Source organism: Calditrichota bacterium (assembly GCA_013152715.1).
Lineage (GTDB): Bacteria > Zhuqueibacterota > Zhuqueibacteria > Thermofontimicrobiales > Thermofontimicrobiaceae > 4484-87.
Window position 1 is genome coordinate 25,863 of the sequence record JAADFU010000188.1, and the last position, 17,691, is coordinate 43,553.

The window sequence follows — 17,691 nt, forward strand, 5'->3', positions numbered from 1 at the left end:
ACCGTTAGTGTACAAAACTTTGCAATAAAAATCTTGTGCAATAATGTTCAATTTTGGTAAAATCTTGCTATGCTGCCTGATTTTCGAGAATCAATAAACAGGTTGACGTAATCGGCGAAAAGTCTTTGGCGTAATGCGTTCCACTTTTTTGAAAACTTTGGTAAAATAGCTTTGATCCGGATAGCCAACTTCGAGGGCAATCTGAGACAAAGAGAGGTCGGTATCGCGTAAGAGGGCTTTGGCAGCTTCGATTCGGGTTTTCGTCAAAAATTCGCCAAAAGTAGTATTCAGATCGTCCTTGAATAAGTGGCTTAAATAAAAAGGACTTACAAAAACATGTTTTGCAACAGTTTCCAGCGCCACCTTTTCGGAATAATTTTCGCGAATATAGTTACACGCTTTTTCCAGTATGTAAAAATGTTGCTGATTTCGTGTTTGGTAAATGGTATCGCAAATAATTTCCATCATTTTCACCACCCAGAAACAGAGGGACTGGTGATCCGAAATATCGGAAAGTTCAGAGATGAACTGGTAGCGCAAGCCAAAAATACTCTCCGGATTAGCGCCTTCTTCGACAACAGCTCGCGTTAAAATTGCCAGCAGTTCCAGGACATGAGCTTTCATCAATTCCAGATTGATGGGATTGTACAACATCACCTGCGCCAAAAACTCGTTGAGAATCGTTTTGGCGCCGATTTTATCCCCAAGGCGTACGAGCGTGATGAGCTCTTTTTCTTTTTTAGGATTGAGAATGGGAAACAAAGACGGCGAAGGCGCATCGCTGTTCCGTTTGTAGCGCTGAATTTCCTCGGCCACCTGGGCTTGTTCGCGGTAAGATTGGCGCCGCGCCGTAAGCAAACCCAGATCCGGAATGGAGAAAAAATCCGCAATGGAAAATATCAATTCCGCGGCGACTTTGACTCTTTTTTCAGGAATCACCGGCACTTGCGACAGCGCTGATTTTAACGCCCGCATTTTGTCTTTTGAAAAAGACTTTCCATGTCCAGAATTTTTCAAAAAACTCTCGCCGACGCGCCTCATCAAAAGCGGTGCCGCAACCAATCCGCCGATAAATTTTTCATTGTACAAAATGGGAACAGCAATTTGAATGAATTTGTGCGGACATTCCGAAATGTAGGCGTCTCCCCAGCGCAGGGCTTCCAAACAGGAATCTTTTCGATATTCCCGGCATTGACTCATCGAATGGGAATCTTCTTGAAAAATTTGACAGGGTAGCGGCTTCCGCTGCTGATTTGCAGCGGAAAAAACCACCTCGCCGTAACTGTTGATCACATGAATATTGATACCCGTCAATTCATTGAAATAGGTCAAAAATCTATTCAGCGAGCGAGTGCCCTGACTGTCGCGGATTAATTCGATGAGATCAATCATATCGATTTACCAATTTGTTTTTGGTCAAATCTTGTTATTCCAATATAACCACTAAAATTGAAGATGTCAACTAATTTTTTTGGAAATTCCAATTTTGCGGTGGGCGACATCTTGTCAAATGGCAAATTCTTTAACGCTATTTTAAATTTTGAGTTTGTCCGGAATTTGGGACTTGGAATTTGGCGTTTATATTTCTCAGGCAGGTTGCTTGTTTTTGACTATTTTTTTGACCAAAACAACTCCGGTCGCGGTATTAAATTTGATCCTTCGACCGGAATTGCCGCCGACATCAGAAGCGACGACGGGGATTGCTTTGCTCTCGAGGTAGGATTTTGCCAGCGCGATATTTTTCAATCCGACATGCCCGTCATTGTTTTTGTTTTGCAAAACCGCTGCGCCACCGAAAATTTTCGCGCGCAGATTTTTCAACTCGCTGCCGCGGTGAATCATTTTTTCGATTAATTTTTCAATGGCGATGTCGCCGTATTTTGGCGACGCCAGACCCACGCCGTTCCAGAACGGCAGCAAATAATGATTGATGCCGCCAATTTTGCGCAGCGGGTCCCACAGGCACACAGCAACGCAGGAACCCAAAATTGTGGTCACCCAAAACGGTTCACCGGAGACAAAAATTTTTCCGGGAAACAGAAAATGTTCTTTTCGTTCCTCAACTGCTGGAAGCGACTGCTGTATCATAAGACCAAAACCCTTCCTCATCAAACACCACTTCATCCGTTTGGTCACTGTACAAATCTTGAATCAACACAATTTCAAATAAGCTGCCTTTCTCCGAATGGCTTGCTAAATTTATCGTGCCACCCAAAAGCTCGACCAGGCTTTTTGCCATTGACAGCCCCAGAATGGAAGTAATCGGATTATTGATTTCATTGCGTATAATTGGAAAGAAACTGGCTTTTCAGTTTTTCCGATTCCAATAATTTGGCGTTCAGCTTTTTCAACTCTTCCGTCATTTTCGCCAGTTCATTGAATTTTTTTTGATTGAATTCCATCATTTTTTCCTTCGGCTAATTTTTTTCTAAAGAAAACTGACCACTGCCTCCACCATCTGATCCAGCGGAACAACTTTGTCCACAGCTCCCAGACGGATAGCCTCCCGAGGCATACCAAAAACAACGCAAGATTCCTCGTCCTGGGCAATCGTCTGCGCGCCTGCCTGCTTCATTTCCAGCATTGCTTTTGCGCCATCATCGCCCATGCCGGTCATGATTACTCCGATGGCATTTTTCCCCACGTAGCGCGCCGCCGAACGAAAAAGAACATCGACAGAGGGCCGGTGTCGATTTACCAGCGGACCTTTTTTCACTTCCAAATAGTAATGCTTGCCGTTAAATTTCACCAGCACGTGCTGATCGCCAGGGGCAATGAAGGCGCAGCCCGGGACAACGATATCCCCATTCTTTGCCTCTTTGACCTGCACGTTACATTTTTTATCGAGTCGATCGGCAAACAAATAGGTGAAATGTGGCGGCATGTGCTGGACAATGACAATCCCCGGAAAATTTTCCGGCAATCGCGTAAGAAAATTTTCAATAGCAACCGTTCCGCCCGTCGAAGCGCCAACCACGACCAGCTTTTTTGTTCGGATTTTTAATTTGTCGGCCAACCCTCTGTCAGCCGCGGCTTTGTGCAAACCCTTTTCCGATTTTTTCTCGCCTGAGAATACGCTGACTTTGGCACGAAAGCTTGCTTTCACGGCATCACAAGCGATTGTCTGAAACTCTCGCAAATCAATGCCGCTCATCAATTTCGGCTTGCAAATAACTTCCAAAGCGCCCAATTCAAACGCCCGCATGGCTTTGAACGAGCCTTCAGGCGCGTGACTGGAAATCACCACCACCGGCATCGGGCGCTGCTCCATTATCCTCTTCAAAAAACCGAGGCCATTCATACGCGGCATTTCCAGATCGAGAGTGATTACGTCGGGGAGATTTCTCTTTATTTTTTGCACTGCAATGTAAGGATCCGCCGCTGTGCTAATCACTTCTATTTCCGGATCAGAGTTGAGAATCTCTGTCAATTTCTTCCTTGCCAGCGCCGAGTCATCCACGATAAGAACTTTTATTTTTCTCCCCACTATTTTTCTTTCCGGCAATTCCGAAATTTGTTTCATGACAATGCCATCATTTTTTTGAATTTTTTCTTAATGTTCAGCTCTTTCGATAAATTTTAGGCTTCACCATTTCAAACGGCAAGCCAAAATTAATCATGCTCTCCGAATGACCAAGAAAAAGAAATCCCCCTGAATTGAGATGGTGATAAAATCGCTGAAATAGTTCTTTCTGTCTTTCCTGATCAAAATAAATGATCACATTTCGGCAAAAAATAATATCAAAAGAACGATTCGTAAATATAGTGTTAGCCATGAGATTGTGTTGGAAAAATTTCACTTTTTGGCGGATAGCCGGAACAATGCGAACAATTTTGTCCTGTTTTGTTTTGCTTTTGAGCAAATATTTTTTTCGCAATTTCATAGGAATTGCTTCAATTTGCTCTTCCTGGTAAATTGCTACTCTTGCTTCCTCCAGTACTTTTTGAGACAAGTCCGTTGCCAGAATTTCAAAATCAAAGTCCTTATTTTTTTCAACAAACTCCGCCAAAGTCATCGCAATCGAATAAGGTTCCTCGCCGGAGGAACAACCCGCGCTCCAGACGGAAATGAATTTTGCCTTTCCTTTCTTTTTTTCTCTTAATTCCGGCAATACATATTGATACAAAAAGTCAAATTGCTCTGGTTCGCGAAAAAAATCGGTCTTATTTGTGGTCACTTCGTCAACCATGCGCAAAATTTCATCTTTCCCCGCGCGGCTGAAAATGTAATTAATGTACTCCCGAAACGTCGCATGGCCAAGTTCGCGCAATCGTTTTTGCAATCGCGCCTGGAGCATCATCTTTTTCGACCCCGGCATTTTTATGCCAAATTCATTTTCAATATACGTCCCCAGTCGGGAAAAATCTTGTGCGGTCATGCGTCGATTTTCGAGTATCCGGATATTGGGTTTCATCGGAGTTTGTCTTTAGTTCAGAGTTCTGCGTTTTCTGATTTTCGTTAGGCTGATTATTCTTGGTAGATTTTACTTTTACCAAATCTCTCGGCTAAAAATTTAGCGCAGTGCAACTTATTGATTAACAAGTATTTCAAACTCGCTTTCAACCGGAGTTTCCTCTCCCGTTTCTTGCACAATCAATAATTCATCAGATGTAAATATTTTTTCAATTTCCAAAATAATAACTAATTGATCCAGATAATTAGCAACGCCTTTGATGAACTCAGTCTTCAAATGCGTGCCGATTTTTGGCGCTGGTTCAATCTGTTCCGGATAAATCTGAATGACTTCACGCACTGCGTCAGCGAGAACGCCCAGCGTCGTTTTTTCGCCGTCGATGTCCACATTGACAATAATAATGCAGCTCTCCCGCGTTTTGATTGTTTCCGACAGGCCAAATTTCAGCCGCAGATCAATGATCGGGACAATTTTTCCGCGAAGATTAATGACCCCGCGCATGAACGGCGGCGTGCGCGGCACGCGGGTGATACTTTCAAAATCCAGAACCGATTGCACTTTTTCTATTTCAAACCCATATTGCTCATGGTCAAGCGCAAAAGTCAAATAATGAGCAGGTTTTTGGATCTGATTTTCACTCACTTTCTTTCTCCTGATTTTTAGTAACGTTCAAATTCTTCATCCAGAGCATCTTTTTTGCCAAACCCATTCCCATCTAAATCAATGGCGACGACTTCTTCTCGCGGTCGTTGAAAATTAGCATTTTGTGCTTTCGCCGTTTGTTTTGCATTGAATTTTGGCTTTGAAACAGAAGCAAATGAAAGCTGTGAACCGCCATTTCCATTGCCAACATTATCTTCGAGTCGGAAAAATTCCACAGTTGCGCGCAACTGCATCGCCTGACTGGCAAGTTCTTCGGAAGTCGCAGATAATTCCTCAGCAGCCGAGGCGTTTTGTTGAGTAACCGTATCCAATTGCTGAATCGCTTCATTTATCTGGTCAGCGCCGAGCCGCTGCTCCTCGCTGGCGGCAGTGATTTCTTTGACTAACTCGGCAGTTCTTTCAATTTCCGGAAGCAATTTATCCAGCATCGCGCCTGCTTTTTCCACTGTTTCCACACTTGCAGCCGTCAAATCACTGATTTCCGCTGCCGCTTTTCGGCTTCTTTCCGCCAATTTGCGAACTTCCGCCGCGACGACCGCAAATCCTTTTCCGTGCTCGCCGGCTCTGGCAGCTTCAATGGCAGCATTCAACGCCAGCATATTTGTTTGCCTGGCAATTTCTTCGATAATGGAAATTTTTTCGGCAATAGTGTGCATCGCTTGCACAGTCTCGTTCGCTGCTGCGACTCCGTCGCGCATGTCTTTTGTGGATTGTGCGGCAATTTCTTCGGTCGCTTTCGCATTTTCTGCATTCTGTCGAATGTTGGTAACCATCTGTTCCATGGAAGAAGCGACCTCTTCCGTGGAAGCCGCCTGTTCGGTAGCTCCCTGCGACATTTGCTGCGAAGCGGAACTCAGTTCCTCGCTGCCGGCAGCTACGTTTTCGGCGGAAACGCGAATTTCACTGACTATCCGACGCATCCTTTCAACCATGATTTTTATATCTGCCAAAACTCCGCTGATTTTTTTGTGACCCGCGCCAACTTCAAAACTAAAATCACCATCAACGATGTGGCTCAGCGATCTTCTTATGATTTTAGGATCAGCGCCCAGATTTTTGTAAACTGAATACGTGACAAAAGACGATCCAAATAAGCCCGCCAAAGACAGAAAAATTGTTATCCAGATAATCATCTGCCGGTTTTTCGCCTGATCATTTCCCATTTTCAAATAAGATTGATTTGATAGCCTTATTATTTCTGCTCTCAATTGATCAATTTTTTCTGCCAAAACCGCTTTTTGTTGTTGTAATTGCTGACTCAAATTTGACGCGGATCGATACTTTCTTAATTTCAATAATGAAATGAGTTGTTTATTTTGATTGTCTATCTCATCGTTTTTTGATTTCAGCTTTGCAAAAGAAACATAAATTTTTTCCAATTGATCATGCAAATAGCTTTTTTCCCGCAACTTCGCCTCAAGTTCATTCATTTTTTTCATTGTGAACTGCGCAAATTCTTGCTGGTGCAGATTATAATCATTTTCTATTTCATCAAATACAGCGCGATTATTTGTTGTAATACCAAACAGTGCCTGCCCTAAAACAGCCTCTTTTTTCCCGAAATAATCTTCATAACTCGCAACCAAATCCGCTATTTTCTGATTGACAAAAGCGACTTCCTTTATATCCCGATTTAAGCCATTTATCTTGTCTATTACAAAAAATGACAGACAAAGCAACGCACAAAAAGCGCCGCCATAAACGGCGACAAATTTTGCCCCGATGGTGAAAGAATATTTCGTTTCTCCCCGCATGTCTTTTACTCGGGCAAAGTAAATTCCCAGAACAACAAATAACAGCATAAAAAATATTTCCAACAGATAAAACCACGTGTTATTAAATACTCCCCGATTAAAAAGCTGGTCTGATGTCGATACTGAAAAGCCAGTCTCACCCACGGCTGCCTTCAATCCTGTTCCGACCAAAATAGTCGTCAAAATGACAAAAGCAATAAGCCAGAACCAACGTCGATTAATCAAAGTCGCTCGTTTCATTTTTGATTCTCCTTTATTTTGAAACGCTAATTTTCAACGATAACTTTCAGGGTTCACTAACTAAATTCAATTTAATTCTTTTCAAATTGGTAAATAACTGCCATCATAAATTTTGAACCTGAGCAAATTCTTCTTTTTCTGCAATTTCGATCAACTTCCCGGCATCTAAAATCAGCGCCACAGAGCCATCTCCCAAAATCGTCGCGCCGGAAAGTCCGTCCACATTTCGGTACAATTTTCCCAGAGATTTTATCACGATTTGATGCTCGCCTTCGATTTCATCCACCACAATGCCGATTTTTTGATCATTCACCTGGGCGATGACCAGATGTCCCCTTTCCGGCGGATTTCCCGAAATAGCGAAATGTTCCCGCAAGCGAATGTACGAGATGACCTCGCCGCGAATTTCAAGAATCTCCCGATGTTTGAATCGAGTAGTCCCCTCGACGTAAAATTCCTGACAATCCTGTACCACTGAAATCGGCAGTACAAATCTCTCACTGCCGGCTTTAATCACCAGGCCATCGATGATCCCCAGCGTCAACGGCAGCCGCAGAGAGATAGTTGTGCCTTTTCCTACCTCACTTTTCACGGACACCGTGCCCCGCAAATCTTTCACATTTTTTTTGACAACATCCATTCCCACGCCGCGGCCGGAAATATCGCTCACTTCTTCCGCCGTGGAAAATCCCGGCTTGAAAATAAGCTGCAAAATTTCCGATGTGCTCAGAGGCAGATTTGCCGGAACGATGCCTTTTTCCACTGCCCGCGCGTGAATTTTTTCCGGATCCATGCCCTTTCCGTCGTCGGAAATTTGAATCCAGACGTCAGCGCCGCTCTGTCGCGCTGAAATGCGGATTGTTCCTGCCCGTGGCTTGCCGTTTTTTTCGCGAATTTCCGGAAGCTCGATGCCATGATCGATGCTGTTACGAATCAAATGCACTAAGGGGTCGCCGAGACGATCGATGATTGTTTTGTCCAATTCTGTCTCGCCGCCTTCAAAAACAAAATTGATTTCTTTTTTCTGCGTGCGCGCCAGGTCTCTCACCAATCGCCTGTATTTGCCGAAAAGAGACCCGAGGGGAATAAGTCGGATTTCCATGGCAATGTCGCGCAAGCCGGCCGTGAGCCGTTCCAACTCCTCGGCTATCGCCAAATAGCGGCTGTCGTTGTTTTTCAGCACAGTCTGCGCCAGACTCGCCTGAGCTGTCACCAGTTCGCCGACCAAATTAATTAAGTTATCCAATTTTTCCGAAGAAACCCGAATCGCAGACGCCTGCTCGCATTCCACGCGCATTTTCGCGGAAGACGGGGTTAATTTTTTCTCTTCCTTTTTCTCACGGATAGGTTTTTCAGCAGTCTTTTGCGTCGCTGCCGCTGACTCGTCTTGGTCTTTATTTGCAAGAAGTTGACTCAGTTTCTCAAACGACAATCCCTTTTCAGCAATCAGAGTATTTTTAATTTTTTCAATGTCTTTCGCTGAAAATTTTCCTTCGCCATCAAGCGTCTCAATGCGAATTACGCTCTCATCTTCAACAAAAATAAAAACATCTTGAATCGCTCGCACATCTTCAGAGGTCGTCAAAATGATCGTCCAGTAGAGATAACATTTTTCAGGATTCATTTCTTCAAATTCGGGGAGTCTATCCCAATGAGCAATCACATGACCGGAGCCAAGCTCGAGCAGTTCTTTGAGCAACAAAATCGGATTCATGCCGGAAAGAAAAATATCTTCGTGAGGCACAAAATGAATAAAATAAGTAGCGCTCTTTTTCTCATCAGCGCGCTTATCTGCTGCAATCGCAGAACTGACACTTTTAACACGGGACTGCTGGTCTTTTTGGGGAAGCAATTGGGCAAACCCCTGCAAAGTCGTATCGACTTTTTCTTTTTGTTTGCCAATATCAGCGCCGGGTTTGAGCAGCATCAAATTAATCTGGTCGCAGGCTTCCAAAGTTAAATTTATCAATTCAGGTGTGACGGGAAGTTCGCCTTCCCGAACTTTGTCGTAAACAGTTTCAATGTCGTGGGTGAAGGCAGAAATATTGTCAAAGCCGAACATGGCGCCGTTGCCTTTCATATTGTGCATCGCCCGAAAAACCCGATCGATCAGTTCCCGATCTTTTGGTTTCTCCTCCAATTCCAGCAACGTGTCCTGAATATCATTCAGCAGCTCTTTTGTCTCTTCTTTGTAAAGTTCAACAAAATTTTCCATGTTCCATCCGTCTTGCGTGAAATTAGCCAAGTACTTTTTTCACCACCGCCAGCAACTGCTCCGGTTTGAAAGGTTTGACGATCCAGCCGGTCGCGCCGACTTTTTTTCCTTCCTGTTTTTTGCTCATTTGAGATTCAGTGGTAAGCATAATCAATGGAATGAAACGGTACTTTTCGTGAGACCTGACCGCTTTGATGAATTCGATGCCGTTCATGTTGGGCATGTTCAAATCCACAAACGCCAGATGGATTGGTGAGCCGTCCATTTTTTGCAGCGCATCTTTTCCGTCTTCGGCTTCCACAACCTCAAAGCCGGCGCTCTGCAGCGTCATTTTTACAAACTGCCTGACGCTCGGCGAATCGTCGACGGTCATGATCGTTTTCAACGACATAAATTACCTCCGCGCTTTCCCATAGACTAAAATTCAATCTCAACAGGTGCTTCCCCGGCAAAGTTCAGTTCAAAAAGTGCGCGCACCCTAATATTGTTAAAGCATCTTTTACAGAAGAATTGGCAGCACTTTGAAATGACAATTTTTTGCCGGACCTTGTGTAATCCTTCTGCAAAGCCAAAATGAGTTGAATCACCGCAGTGTGCGGTTCAGCATTTGCATCAAAAACAAGCTCTACTTTTTCCGCGACTTCGACGATTTTGTGCAATTCTTCCTTCAACAAGATAGCATCGTCAACCGTCAACTCGCCGCGCAAATGCACCTTCGTTGATTTTTTTCTGTTTTCAATTTTTATTTTTTCCATCGCAGACGTCATCCCCGAAAATTTCAAAAAGAGATTATACTTTTCGATTTTATCATTGTAAAGCGGTGCACTTTTTCACAATTCTCAAAAATCGTACCATGTAGATTCAAACATTTCTAGGCTCGCACTTTGGTTTTTCAGAGAAGATTAACTTATTTTTTATCAAATACTTAAAGTTTTTGGGGCAAAATAACAGCAAGGGCTAACATGAGGTTAAATTGCAATTTGAAATGATTTTTTTTACAAATTGAATCTTTGAGAACAACGAAGAAAAGCGATACAGGGAACAATACAAAAATTTTCGTAGAAAAATTGAAACAAATGTTGGAGGCAAAGGTAGCAGAGAATAAAAAGTGCGGCCATTAATCCGCAGGGTGACCGAAATTACTAAGAAAAAAATTACACAAAATAGGGGACTACCTGTAAGCAATGTAGGGTGAATTTTTAAGGCTTTTGGACTAATTTTTCAGCAAACCCTAATGAGTCATTATTCCGTACTTTCCGAACCATGTCACATCAATAAGTTTAATAAATACAATATAATAAAAAATCGAACCTTTGCTTGGGTTCGGAAAGCATTTTTGCCACAAATATACACAAATAAAAAAACATTAGCGTTAATTCATGATCATTGGTGGCTAAATCTATTTCGATAAACTTTCCAGATACTTCTCAACATCCCGAACCCGAACATACCACAATTTGCCTTTTTTTTGGGCTGGCAGCTTGTCATTATTTATTAATTTCCTCAAATAATCCTGAGAATAATGAAAAAATTTTGCCGCATCCCGTAACGGCAGCAAAGCATCTTTTGCAAATGCGAGCGATTCCCTTCTTTTCAATCGCTCAAGTGCATCCTTTAAACGATCTTCAATAATTTTTTTCAACAATGAGATGTCACTTTTTTCAAGATAGCGATCCATATCTTTTGTGCTGACTTTTTTCCCGCTTTCAATAGCACGAAGCAGCAGCTCACATTGATCATCCGCGATTTCCAACGCCTCGTAATATTTATTCCGATTTTCCTTATTCGTTCCTTTGATGGCGATGTTCACATAACCGCAGCCGATGAACAAAAAGGAAAGCAAAATCCTGCCCACTCTGCCGTTTCCATCGCGAAAGGGATGAATCGTTTCAAACAGTACATGACTGATTGTGGCAAGTTTCAACTTATCATAATCATCATCACTTAATTTTTCATTAACCCATTTGACAAATAATTTCATCGTCTGGTTCAAAAAAGGAGCTTTCACAGGAGTAAAATGGGATTCAATGACTTCAACGTCGCCTTTTCGGAAATCTCCCAATGTTCCCTGAAAGGTGCCGATCTGCTTTTCGTATCGCATCAGAAGAGAATGAATTTGTTTGATGTCTGCCAGACGCAGTTTGAATTCGTTTTCTTTGAAAAGATTATTCGCATACTCATAAACAGAACTGGCAGACTCAAAATAGCCCAATATGGCTGCTGTCTTTTGTGTATCCGTCCGTTTATTTCGTTCCAGTACGTCAAGTAATTCATTGCGGTTGGCGAAAATGCCCTCGATGGCAATAGAATTTCTGATTTCGTCTTTAAATAGCGAATACCATTCACTGTTGGATACAGCAATAAAATGGATATTCTCTTTTCTTAACTGCTCAAATTCTTTTTTCAACTTTTGCATAGATCGCTCTTTTTCCGAACTTTCCGAACCCTTCATTTTCCGTTAATATAATAAATAATAAGATATTATGCAATCAATTTTTTAAAAGGGGTTCGGAAATTTTTTTGATCACAAACGGATGCGAATTTTCACAAATTATTCTTGTTTCATTAGTGAAAATCAGTGAATCATTTTTTTACACTCTATTACAAAAAATGATTCGTTAAAGCTTTTTCTGGTTGTTCAATAATATTTTTTCTGTAAGCCAAACCTACTCTTAAACGCGTGACACATACGTGACATAATAAAACTGAAATGGGCTAAAAACTATTAAAAAAGAGTAACAGCCACTAAAATGGATATTTTTTATCCTAAAAATCTAACTTTATATTTAACAAAAAAATAACCCCTTAAGTTCTTAAATTACTTAAAGGGTTATTGTGGGCCCAGTAGGACTCGAACCTACGACCTACGGATTATGAGTCCGCTGCTCTACCAACTGAGCTATGGGCCCGTGCTTCAATTTTTGAACCAGAATATAATAAAATTTATTTGAAAAATCAATATTATTTTTTTGCTGCCAAAAAGTTGATGATTCTCTGATTCTCCCTGAAAAATTACCTTTGAAAAAATTCTACAAAAGCTCGACAAACTGGTCGGATTGGCAAAAAAATTTTGCTGAATAGCAAAATAGCATTTCTCGTTTTCGAGAGCGGGCGTCAAACGAATATCAAAACAGTTGACGCCGCTTCTCGCTGTTTTTTATCTCCGATTTTCCTGATCAATTTTTTCCCATTCCTCAAATACCGCCAACACCGTCTCCGGATTGGCGCCGGCGCCAAATTCCAATTGAGCGACGATGCCACCTGTCGGATCGTACAGATACTCGGCAACTTTGCGAACAGCATCGCGGCCTTGCTGCGGGTTTTCACTGGGCAAAACATGCTGGCGGTCGATTTCACCCCAGAAAGTAATTTTTCCCTTCACATTGTCGCGCAAATACTCGAAATCCATGGTAAAAAGCTGGGAATTTATCGCATCCACGCCAATTTCGACCAAATCGGTGAAAATCTCCTGAATGTAGCCGTCGCTGTGCATAAAAACAAATTTCCCCTCAGCGTGCGCCATGTCGCAATATTCTTTGTAAAGCGGCTTGAACAATTCTCTCCAGATTCTCGGCGGAATGAGCAACTGATTTTGTGAGCCCCAGTCGTCCATGAACATCACCGCATCGACGTCGGATCTGACCCAAAATTCCATTTCCTTCAAATAAAAATCATGAATCGCCTTGAGCAGATCTGCGCCGCCTTCCTCGGGCATCATCATGTCGACCATTGCCTCCTCGGTGCCGCGCAGGAATTGGTATCGCTCCCAGGGCCGCGGGCAGAGATTCGCCATGACAAATTTCTCGCTCTTTTCATAAAATCGGCTGATTTCATCGTACGCCTGTTGTTTGTTCCGCGGCAAAGTTTCATAGGGCGGCTGAACAATTTTCCAATCGGAAATGTCGCGAATCATCGGTTCCTTTACTTCACCGATCACGCCCTCTTGAAAATTGACAAATTTACAGCCCCAGTCATCGACATACTCGCCTTTAGCGTAAGGATCGCCTTTTTCTCTCGGCGAGGGCAAATAGACCGCAGCGGTTCCGCTAAAATCTGTCGGAAAGCGCTGTTTCATTTCAGCGACTTGTTCGGCAAAATGTGTCTCTGCCCAGGGCAACACCCACAGGTCTCGCGGCATCCGTTCTGGCGTCTCAAATTTCACACAATTTTTCACAATCTCTTTCGAAGTCTGCATACTCTGTTCCTCCTCATTGTCGGTTGCAATTCTGTGGGATCAAGCGCACGAATAAAACAATTTCTGGCAAAACGAGCGAAGCTAATCAAAACTATTTGTCAGCCAACAAATTTTCCAACGTTGATTTCAATTGAGAAAATAGTTCCTCGTTGTACCCAATCTCTTGAAGCGCGATTTTTCCGTCTTTATCAATGACATAATTTCTGGGTATCATTTTCTCAGCAAAAAGCGAATAAACGCCACGCTTCGGGTCAGGTGCAATGGGGAACGTAAAGCCTTTTTGTTTTTTGAATTTGACCAATTCCTCTGCCTTGTGCTCCCTGCCAATTGAAATCAGGAAAAAATCATCACGATTTTTATACTTCTGCCAGATTTCCTTTTCCAGATGGGGCATTTCAGCTTTGCAAGGCGGACACCACGTTGCGAAGAAATTTATCAACACGACTTTCCCCTTTAAATCATTAATTGCCACTTCCTTCCCCGCCAATGTTGTCACTTTAAATTCCGGTACTTGTTGTCCTTTTTTAGTACGAGTGCCATTTTCGGACAAAAATCCACACAAAAAAACGATCAAAAGAGCAGAAGTTACCACCAGGGGAATGACAGTTCGTTTCATGCTAATCTCCTGTTTTTTGCGGTTGGGGTTAATATTTGTGCCCCAAAGGCCGATTCACCAAAATAATTAACTTTGAGTTTTCGATCCTTCGAGGCAGAAAATAAAATGAGCTTTCAGCCAATTCGTAAGCTCAATATACAAATATTCAAATCATTTTTCAAGGAAAATCACTTGATTTTTAACTTTTCAGCCATTATATTGAGAAAGAAAAATTGGACCTGCATTTTATGATTGAATATAAAAAAATACACCTGCCGCTTTCTTCGCCGCTAAATCCCGAAGAAAAAAGTTATCTTCAGGAAATAAACCGGAATTTCAAACCCAAAGAAATGAAAGTGGAATTTTCCGGTGAGGGGATTACTATTTTCCTGCGGGAAATTGATTTGAATAAATTACATCAATTGGAACAAGACGTTCGGGCGCGCTATCAGTTGGATGAGCAGAAAAATTGGCTTAAAAAAATCATTCAACGAATCGAACGCATTGGCAGCTACGGCATTCACGCCGGGCGGAGAAATTTTGTCGATTACAACAAAGAAAGAAAAGTCAAAAACAGGGCGAAAAAAGAAGAGCAACGCAGCCAGTATTTTTACGCTCGTGGCCATCAATTCTCCGGAAAAAACAATGACTTCCCTGAAGAATTCACGGATCGCATCATCTGCGGCGACAGCGAAAAAGTGCTGGCGCAACTACCGGACAATTGCGTGGACCTGATTTTCACGTCGCCGCCGTACAACTTCGGACTGGATTACGAGCAAAGCCAGGACGATCATTTCTGGGAAAATTATTTTGACACACTTTTTCGCATTTTCGACCAATGCATTCGCGTGCTGAAATTCGGCGGCAGAATTGTCGTCAATATTCAACCGCTATTTTCCGATTACATTCCCAGCCATCACATCATCAGTAATTTTTTTCTCAATAAAAAATTAATCTGGAAAGGCGAAATTCTCTGGGAAAAAAACAACTACAACTGCAAATACACCTCGTGGGGAAGCTGGAAAAGTCCGAGCAGCCCCTATTTGAAATACACCTGGGAATTTCTGGAAATTTTCAGCAAGGGTGACTTGAAAAAATCTGGCGACAAAGAAAATATCGACATCACGGCAGACGATTTCAAAAAATGGGTTGTGGCAAAATGGTCTATTTCGCCGGAACGAAAAATGAAATCTTACGGCCATCCCGCCATGTTTCCGGAGGAACTCGTCAAAAGAGTGCTGCAACTTTTTAGCTACAAAAATGACGTTATCCTCGACCCCTTCAACGGCGTGGGCACGACCACCTACGTGGCATTTTCATTTGCGCGCCGCTATCTGGGGATCGACATTTCCGAAGAGTACTGCCGGAAAGCGGAACAGCGCATTGCGGCGAAATTGTTGTGAACGTACTCACTCACTCGAAAGGAAAATTATGAAGCGAAATTTTTCTTTTCTCATCGTTTTGCTTCTCGCCCAATTTTCATTCGCTGCTGCGAAAAATAACGTCTCCGATTCATTGGTCGGAACCTGGCAGGGAAGATGCAAAATCTATCTTCCCATCAGCAAAATTCCGAAGTTGGCGAACGCGAAAGACACGGTAAACGTAAAAATTACCATTCACAAAGACGGTTCTGTTCAGGGAAAAGTCGGCGATACGGAAATGATGAATTGCCGCTTCGGCAAAAATCGCGGTTGGTTCGGGCGCTGGCTAAACATCAAAACCGATTTTATCATCAAAGGCGGCTATTTGAAAGGTTCGCTTTACAAAGGAGACTCCGTTCAGGTCAAAACTTTCACCCTGCCGTTCAACATCATCGACGGCAAAATGCGCGGCTCGGTGATGCGAACGTTTAAATGGAAATATCCTTTTCCGCTGGTAAAAATTTTGCTCTCACTTTCAGAGAATTCAAAATAATTCGATAAAATTTCTCCGTTGAATCAAAGGTTGTCGAACGAATGAATATTTTTAAGCGTAAATATCAGACTTCAACACAAAAATTCCGCGCCGGAGTCGGGGCGATAATTGTAAACGCAAACGGCCGTGTTTTCGCGGGCAAAAGAAAAGGAGCAGTCCCAGCCTGGCAATTTCCGCAAGGCGGCATTCTCATCGGAGAGATGCCTCAGGCTGCTGTTTATCGAGAAATCGAGGAAGAAACCGGCATTAAACCGGAATCTCTTGAGCTCATCGCGCAAAATGAGGATTTGTTAGCCTACGAACTGCCGCCGGAATTGCGTTCGGAGCTTGTACGCGGCCAGATACACTACTGGTTTTTGTTCCGCTTCATTGATTCCGATGACAAAATCACCCTCGGCGATCAGGTTGAATTTGAGAATTGGCAGTGGATGGAATTCGACGATATTCTGTCCCAAATCGTTTCATTCAAAAAGCGGGTTTATGAGCAATTGAAGACTTTTTTCGAACAACATGTTCATCGAGGGCTCCGTGGCTTTGTGTGAAGCAAAAAAACTCACACGAAGCCGCAAAGGCACAAAGGGTATTAAAATAAAGAGACAAAAAATTCACCGAGAAAATAAAAAAAGTTTTTTCTCTGTGGCTCCGTGCCTTTGTGTGAGAATAACTTTTTTTCCGCTGATAACGTTATGTTCACCGTAAAAGTCCCAGACAAAATTATTCTTTACTGCAAAAATCTTCTCAAGAAGCACAACTTCGGCAACCGCGGCGTTGCCGACGGCAGTCGGGAAGAACAGCTCACCGGTTTAATCGGTCAGTGCATGATACAAAAATTGTTCAACCAGCCACTGGTCACCGGCGCGCACGGCAGCGATGACGGCGAAGACTTTCGCTTTGCCGACAAAATCATCGATGTCAAAACCATGGGCCGAGAAACCGATGTGCGCCACTATTACGTGAACAATTTCATCGGATTGCAAAAAGATTTCCACACCGACGTTTACATCTTTTGCAGTCTCAACAAAAAAACGAACGCGCTCACAATCTGCGGCTGGGTGACAAAATCTCAACTTTTCCAACGCGCCTCGTTCTACAAAAAAGGCGCCAAACGCTACCGCTCCGACGGCACCTTTTTCCGCACCAAAGCCGACCTGTACGAAATCAAAAATACGGATCTCAATCAGGCGAATTCATTGGAAGAATTGAAACAGGGAATTTTTTATTGTTAGCAAAGGATGTCGATAATGCGCAATTACTTTTCCCGATTTTTGTGATTTTCTGCTTGACAACTTCAGGCTTTTTTTGTATAATTAAAACAGCGCTATCGATACGAATTATAAAAAACAAGATAAAGAGAAATCTAAAATGAGCATAGCCTAATATTTTCTAATATTGGAAAAACATGTCTATATTTAGAAAAATTTCCAAAATTCGTGGACTTATAAACTAATATGTTAGTTGCTTTACCAGCTTTTCCGACACGCTTCGTCGGTTATTGTTGAACAGTTGTTTGCAAATTATCGGCACTATTATTGATTTGCTGCCAAAAATTAGGTGGTTAAAATAAAAAATCAGCTTATTCACCCTATTTCCTACCCTTTTCAATTTATCCAATTCATGAAAAGCTAATTGCTGACTTAATATTTGAAAAAAACAATTATTTATCTTTTTTATGTTAGCGGATTTTATCGTCGAATTGAACG

The 17,691-nt window shown here is 42.5% G+C and carries 17 protein-coding genes and 1 tRNA gene; 4 read left to right on the plus strand and 14 right to left on the minus strand.

Features of this window, described 5'->3' with window-relative positions; genetic code table 11:
- Nucleotides 1-90 precede the first annotated feature (90 nt).
- From GXO74_14410 to GXO74_14475, 14 genes are all read right to left on the minus strand, one after another.
- Nucleotides 91-1,392: a helix-turn-helix domain-containing protein gene (locus tag GXO74_14410; GenBank protein NOZ62852.1), complete on the minus strand. Its 1,302-nt coding sequence runs from the start codon at nucleotides 1,390-1,392 to the stop codon at nucleotides 91-93.
- Between the two features lie 195 nt (nucleotides 1,393-1,587).
- Nucleotides 1,588-2,088 (minus strand): chemotaxis protein CheD, encoded by a 501-nt coding sequence (locus GXO74_14415; GenBank protein ID NOZ62853.1) that lies wholly within the window; start codon nucleotides 2,086-2,088, stop codon nucleotides 1,588-1,590.
- Complete coding sequence (locus tag GXO74_14420) at nucleotides 2,060-2,239, minus strand: sensor histidine kinase (protein ID NOZ62854.1); 180 nt, start codon at nucleotides 2,237-2,239, stop codon at nucleotides 2,060-2,062. The genes GXO74_14415 and GXO74_14420 overlap by 29 nt, the downstream gene beginning before the upstream one ends.
- 189 nt (nucleotides 2,240-2,428) lie before the next feature.
- Nucleotides 2,429-3,487: a chemotaxis response regulator protein-glutamate methylesterase gene (locus tag GXO74_14425; GenBank protein NOZ62855.1), complete on the minus strand. Its 1,059-nt coding sequence runs from the start codon at nucleotides 3,485-3,487 to the stop codon at nucleotides 2,429-2,431.
- A 73-nt stretch (nucleotides 3,488-3,560) separates the two neighbouring features.
- Nucleotides 3,561-4,415 carry a protein-glutamate O-methyltransferase gene (locus tag GXO74_14430; protein NOZ62856.1) on the minus strand — a complete coding sequence of 285 codons (855 nt, stop codon included), beginning with the start codon at nucleotides 4,413-4,415 and terminating at the stop codon, nucleotides 3,561-3,563.
- Nucleotides 4,416-4,529: 114 nt separating this feature from the next.
- Complete coding sequence (locus tag GXO74_14435) at nucleotides 4,530-5,057, minus strand: chemotaxis protein CheW (GenBank protein NOZ62857.1); 528 nt, start codon at nucleotides 5,055-5,057, stop codon at nucleotides 4,530-4,532.
- 17 nt (nucleotides 5,058-5,074) lie between these two features.
- Nucleotides 5,075-7,072 (minus strand): methyl-accepting chemotaxis protein, encoded by a 1,998-nt coding sequence (locus tag GXO74_14440; protein NOZ62858.1) that lies wholly within the window; start codon nucleotides 7,070-7,072, stop codon nucleotides 5,075-5,077.
- Between the two features lie 103 nt (nucleotides 7,073-7,175).
- Entirely contained in the window at nucleotides 7,176-9,287 is a 2,112-nt protein-coding gene (locus GXO74_14445) for a chemotaxis protein CheA (GenBank protein NOZ62859.1), read from the minus strand.
- A 22-nt stretch (nucleotides 9,288-9,309) separates the two neighbouring features.
- Complete coding sequence (locus GXO74_14450) at nucleotides 9,310-9,678, minus strand: response regulator (GenBank protein NOZ62860.1); 369 nt, start codon at nucleotides 9,676-9,678, stop codon at nucleotides 9,310-9,312.
- A gap of 64 nt (nucleotides 9,679-9,742) precedes the next feature.
- Entirely contained in the window at nucleotides 9,743-10,042 is a 300-nt protein-coding gene (locus GXO74_14455; protein ID NOZ62861.1) for a hypothetical protein, read from the minus strand.
- Between the two features lie 644 nt (nucleotides 10,043-10,686).
- Nucleotides 10,687-11,703, minus strand: a complete 1,017-nt coding sequence (locus GXO74_14460) for a helix-turn-helix domain-containing protein (protein ID NOZ62862.1) — start codon at nucleotides 11,701-11,703, stop codon at nucleotides 10,687-10,689.
- 420 nt (nucleotides 11,704-12,123) lie between these two features.
- Nucleotides 12,124-12,196: transfer RNA gene (locus GXO74_14465), tRNA-Ile, on the minus strand.
- 248 nt (nucleotides 12,197-12,444) lie between these two features.
- Nucleotides 12,445-13,482, minus strand: coding sequence for a methyltransferase (locus tag GXO74_14470; GenBank protein ID NOZ62863.1), 1,038 nt, complete (start codon nucleotides 13,480-13,482; stop codon nucleotides 12,445-12,447).
- 91 nt (nucleotides 13,483-13,573) lie between these two features.
- A complete protein-coding gene (locus GXO74_14475; protein NOZ62864.1) occupies nucleotides 13,574-14,098 on the minus strand; it encodes a TlpA family protein disulfide reductase in 525 nt (174 codons plus the stop codon).
- A 227-nt stretch (nucleotides 14,099-14,325) separates the two neighbouring features.
- Between GXO74_14475 and GXO74_14480 the strand changes: the two genes are divergently transcribed.
- The 4 genes from GXO74_14480 (at nucleotide 14,326) to GXO74_14495 (ending at nucleotide 17,217) form a co-directional block, all read left to right on the plus strand.
- Complete coding sequence (locus tag GXO74_14480; protein ID NOZ62865.1) at nucleotides 14,326-15,480, plus strand: site-specific DNA-methyltransferase; 1,155 nt, start codon at nucleotides 14,326-14,328, stop codon at nucleotides 15,478-15,480.
- Between the two features lie 28 nt (nucleotides 15,481-15,508).
- Complete coding sequence (locus GXO74_14485) at nucleotides 15,509-15,991, plus strand: hypothetical protein (protein NOZ62866.1); 483 nt, start codon at nucleotides 15,509-15,511, stop codon at nucleotides 15,989-15,991.
- Between the two features lie 41 nt (nucleotides 15,992-16,032).
- A complete protein-coding gene (locus tag GXO74_14490; protein NOZ62867.1) occupies nucleotides 16,033-16,533 on the plus strand; it encodes an RNA pyrophosphohydrolase in 501 nt (166 codons plus the stop codon).
- A gap of 144 nt (nucleotides 16,534-16,677) precedes the next feature.
- Nucleotides 16,678-17,217, plus strand: a complete 540-nt coding sequence (locus GXO74_14495; protein ID NOZ62868.1) for a hypothetical protein — start codon at nucleotides 16,678-16,680, stop codon at nucleotides 17,215-17,217.
- The last annotated feature ends 474 nt before the right edge of the window (nucleotides 17,218-17,691 follow it).

Bases quoted from the DNA above. Each gene is read 5' to 3' on its own strand.
- GXO74_14470 (NOZ62863.1), bottom strand. From the start codon at position 13,482: ATGCAGACTTCGAAAGAGATTGTGAAAAATTGTGTGAAATTTGAGACG.
- GXO74_14475 (NOZ62864.1), bottom strand. From the start codon at position 14,098: ATGAAACGAACTGTCATTCCCCTGGTGGTAACTTCTGCTCTTTTGATC.
- GXO74_14415 (NOZ62853.1), bottom strand. From the start codon at position 2,088: ATGATACAGCAGTCGCTTCCAGCAGTTGAGGAACGAAAAGAACATTTT.
- GXO74_14430 (NOZ62856.1), bottom strand. From the start codon at position 4,415: ATGAAACCCAATATCCGGATACTCGAAAATCGACGCATGACCGCACAA.
- GXO74_14480 (NOZ62865.1), top strand. From the start codon at position 14,326: ATGATTGAATATAAAAAAATACACCTGCCGCTTTCTTCGCCGCTAAAT.
- GXO74_14455 (NOZ62861.1), bottom strand. From the start codon at position 10,042: ATGGAAAAAATAAAAATTGAAAACAGAAAAAAATCAACGAAGGTGCAT.
- GXO74_14495 (NOZ62868.1), top strand. From the start codon at position 16,678: ATGTTCACCGTAAAAGTCCCAGACAAAATTATTCTTTACTGCAAAAAT.
- GXO74_14440 (NOZ62858.1), bottom strand. From the start codon at position 7,072: ATGAAACGAGCGACTTTGATTAATCGACGTTGGTTCTGGCTTATTGCT.
- GXO74_14485 (NOZ62866.1), top strand. From the start codon at position 15,509: ATGAAGCGAAATTTTTCTTTTCTCATCGTTTTGCTTCTCGCCCAATTT.
- GXO74_14450 (NOZ62860.1), bottom strand. From the start codon at position 9,678: ATGTCGTTGAAAACGATCATGACCGTCGACGATTCGCCGAGCGTCAGG.
- GXO74_14420 (NOZ62854.1), bottom strand. From the start codon at position 2,239: ATGGCAAAAAGCCTGGTCGAGCTTTTGGGTGGCACGATAAATTTAGCA.
- GXO74_14445 (NOZ62859.1), bottom strand. From the start codon at position 9,287: ATGGAAAATTTTGTTGAACTTTACAAAGAAGAGACAAAAGAGCTGCTG.
- GXO74_14490 (NOZ62867.1), top strand. From the start codon at position 16,033: ATGAATATTTTTAAGCGTAAATATCAGACTTCAACACAAAAATTCCGC.
- GXO74_14410 (NOZ62852.1), bottom strand. From the start codon at position 1,392: ATGATTGATCTCATCGAATTAATCCGCGACAGTCAGGGCACTCGCTCG.
- GXO74_14460 (NOZ62862.1), bottom strand. From the start codon at position 11,703: ATGCAAAAGTTGAAAAAAGAATTTGAGCAGTTAAGAAAAGAGAATATC.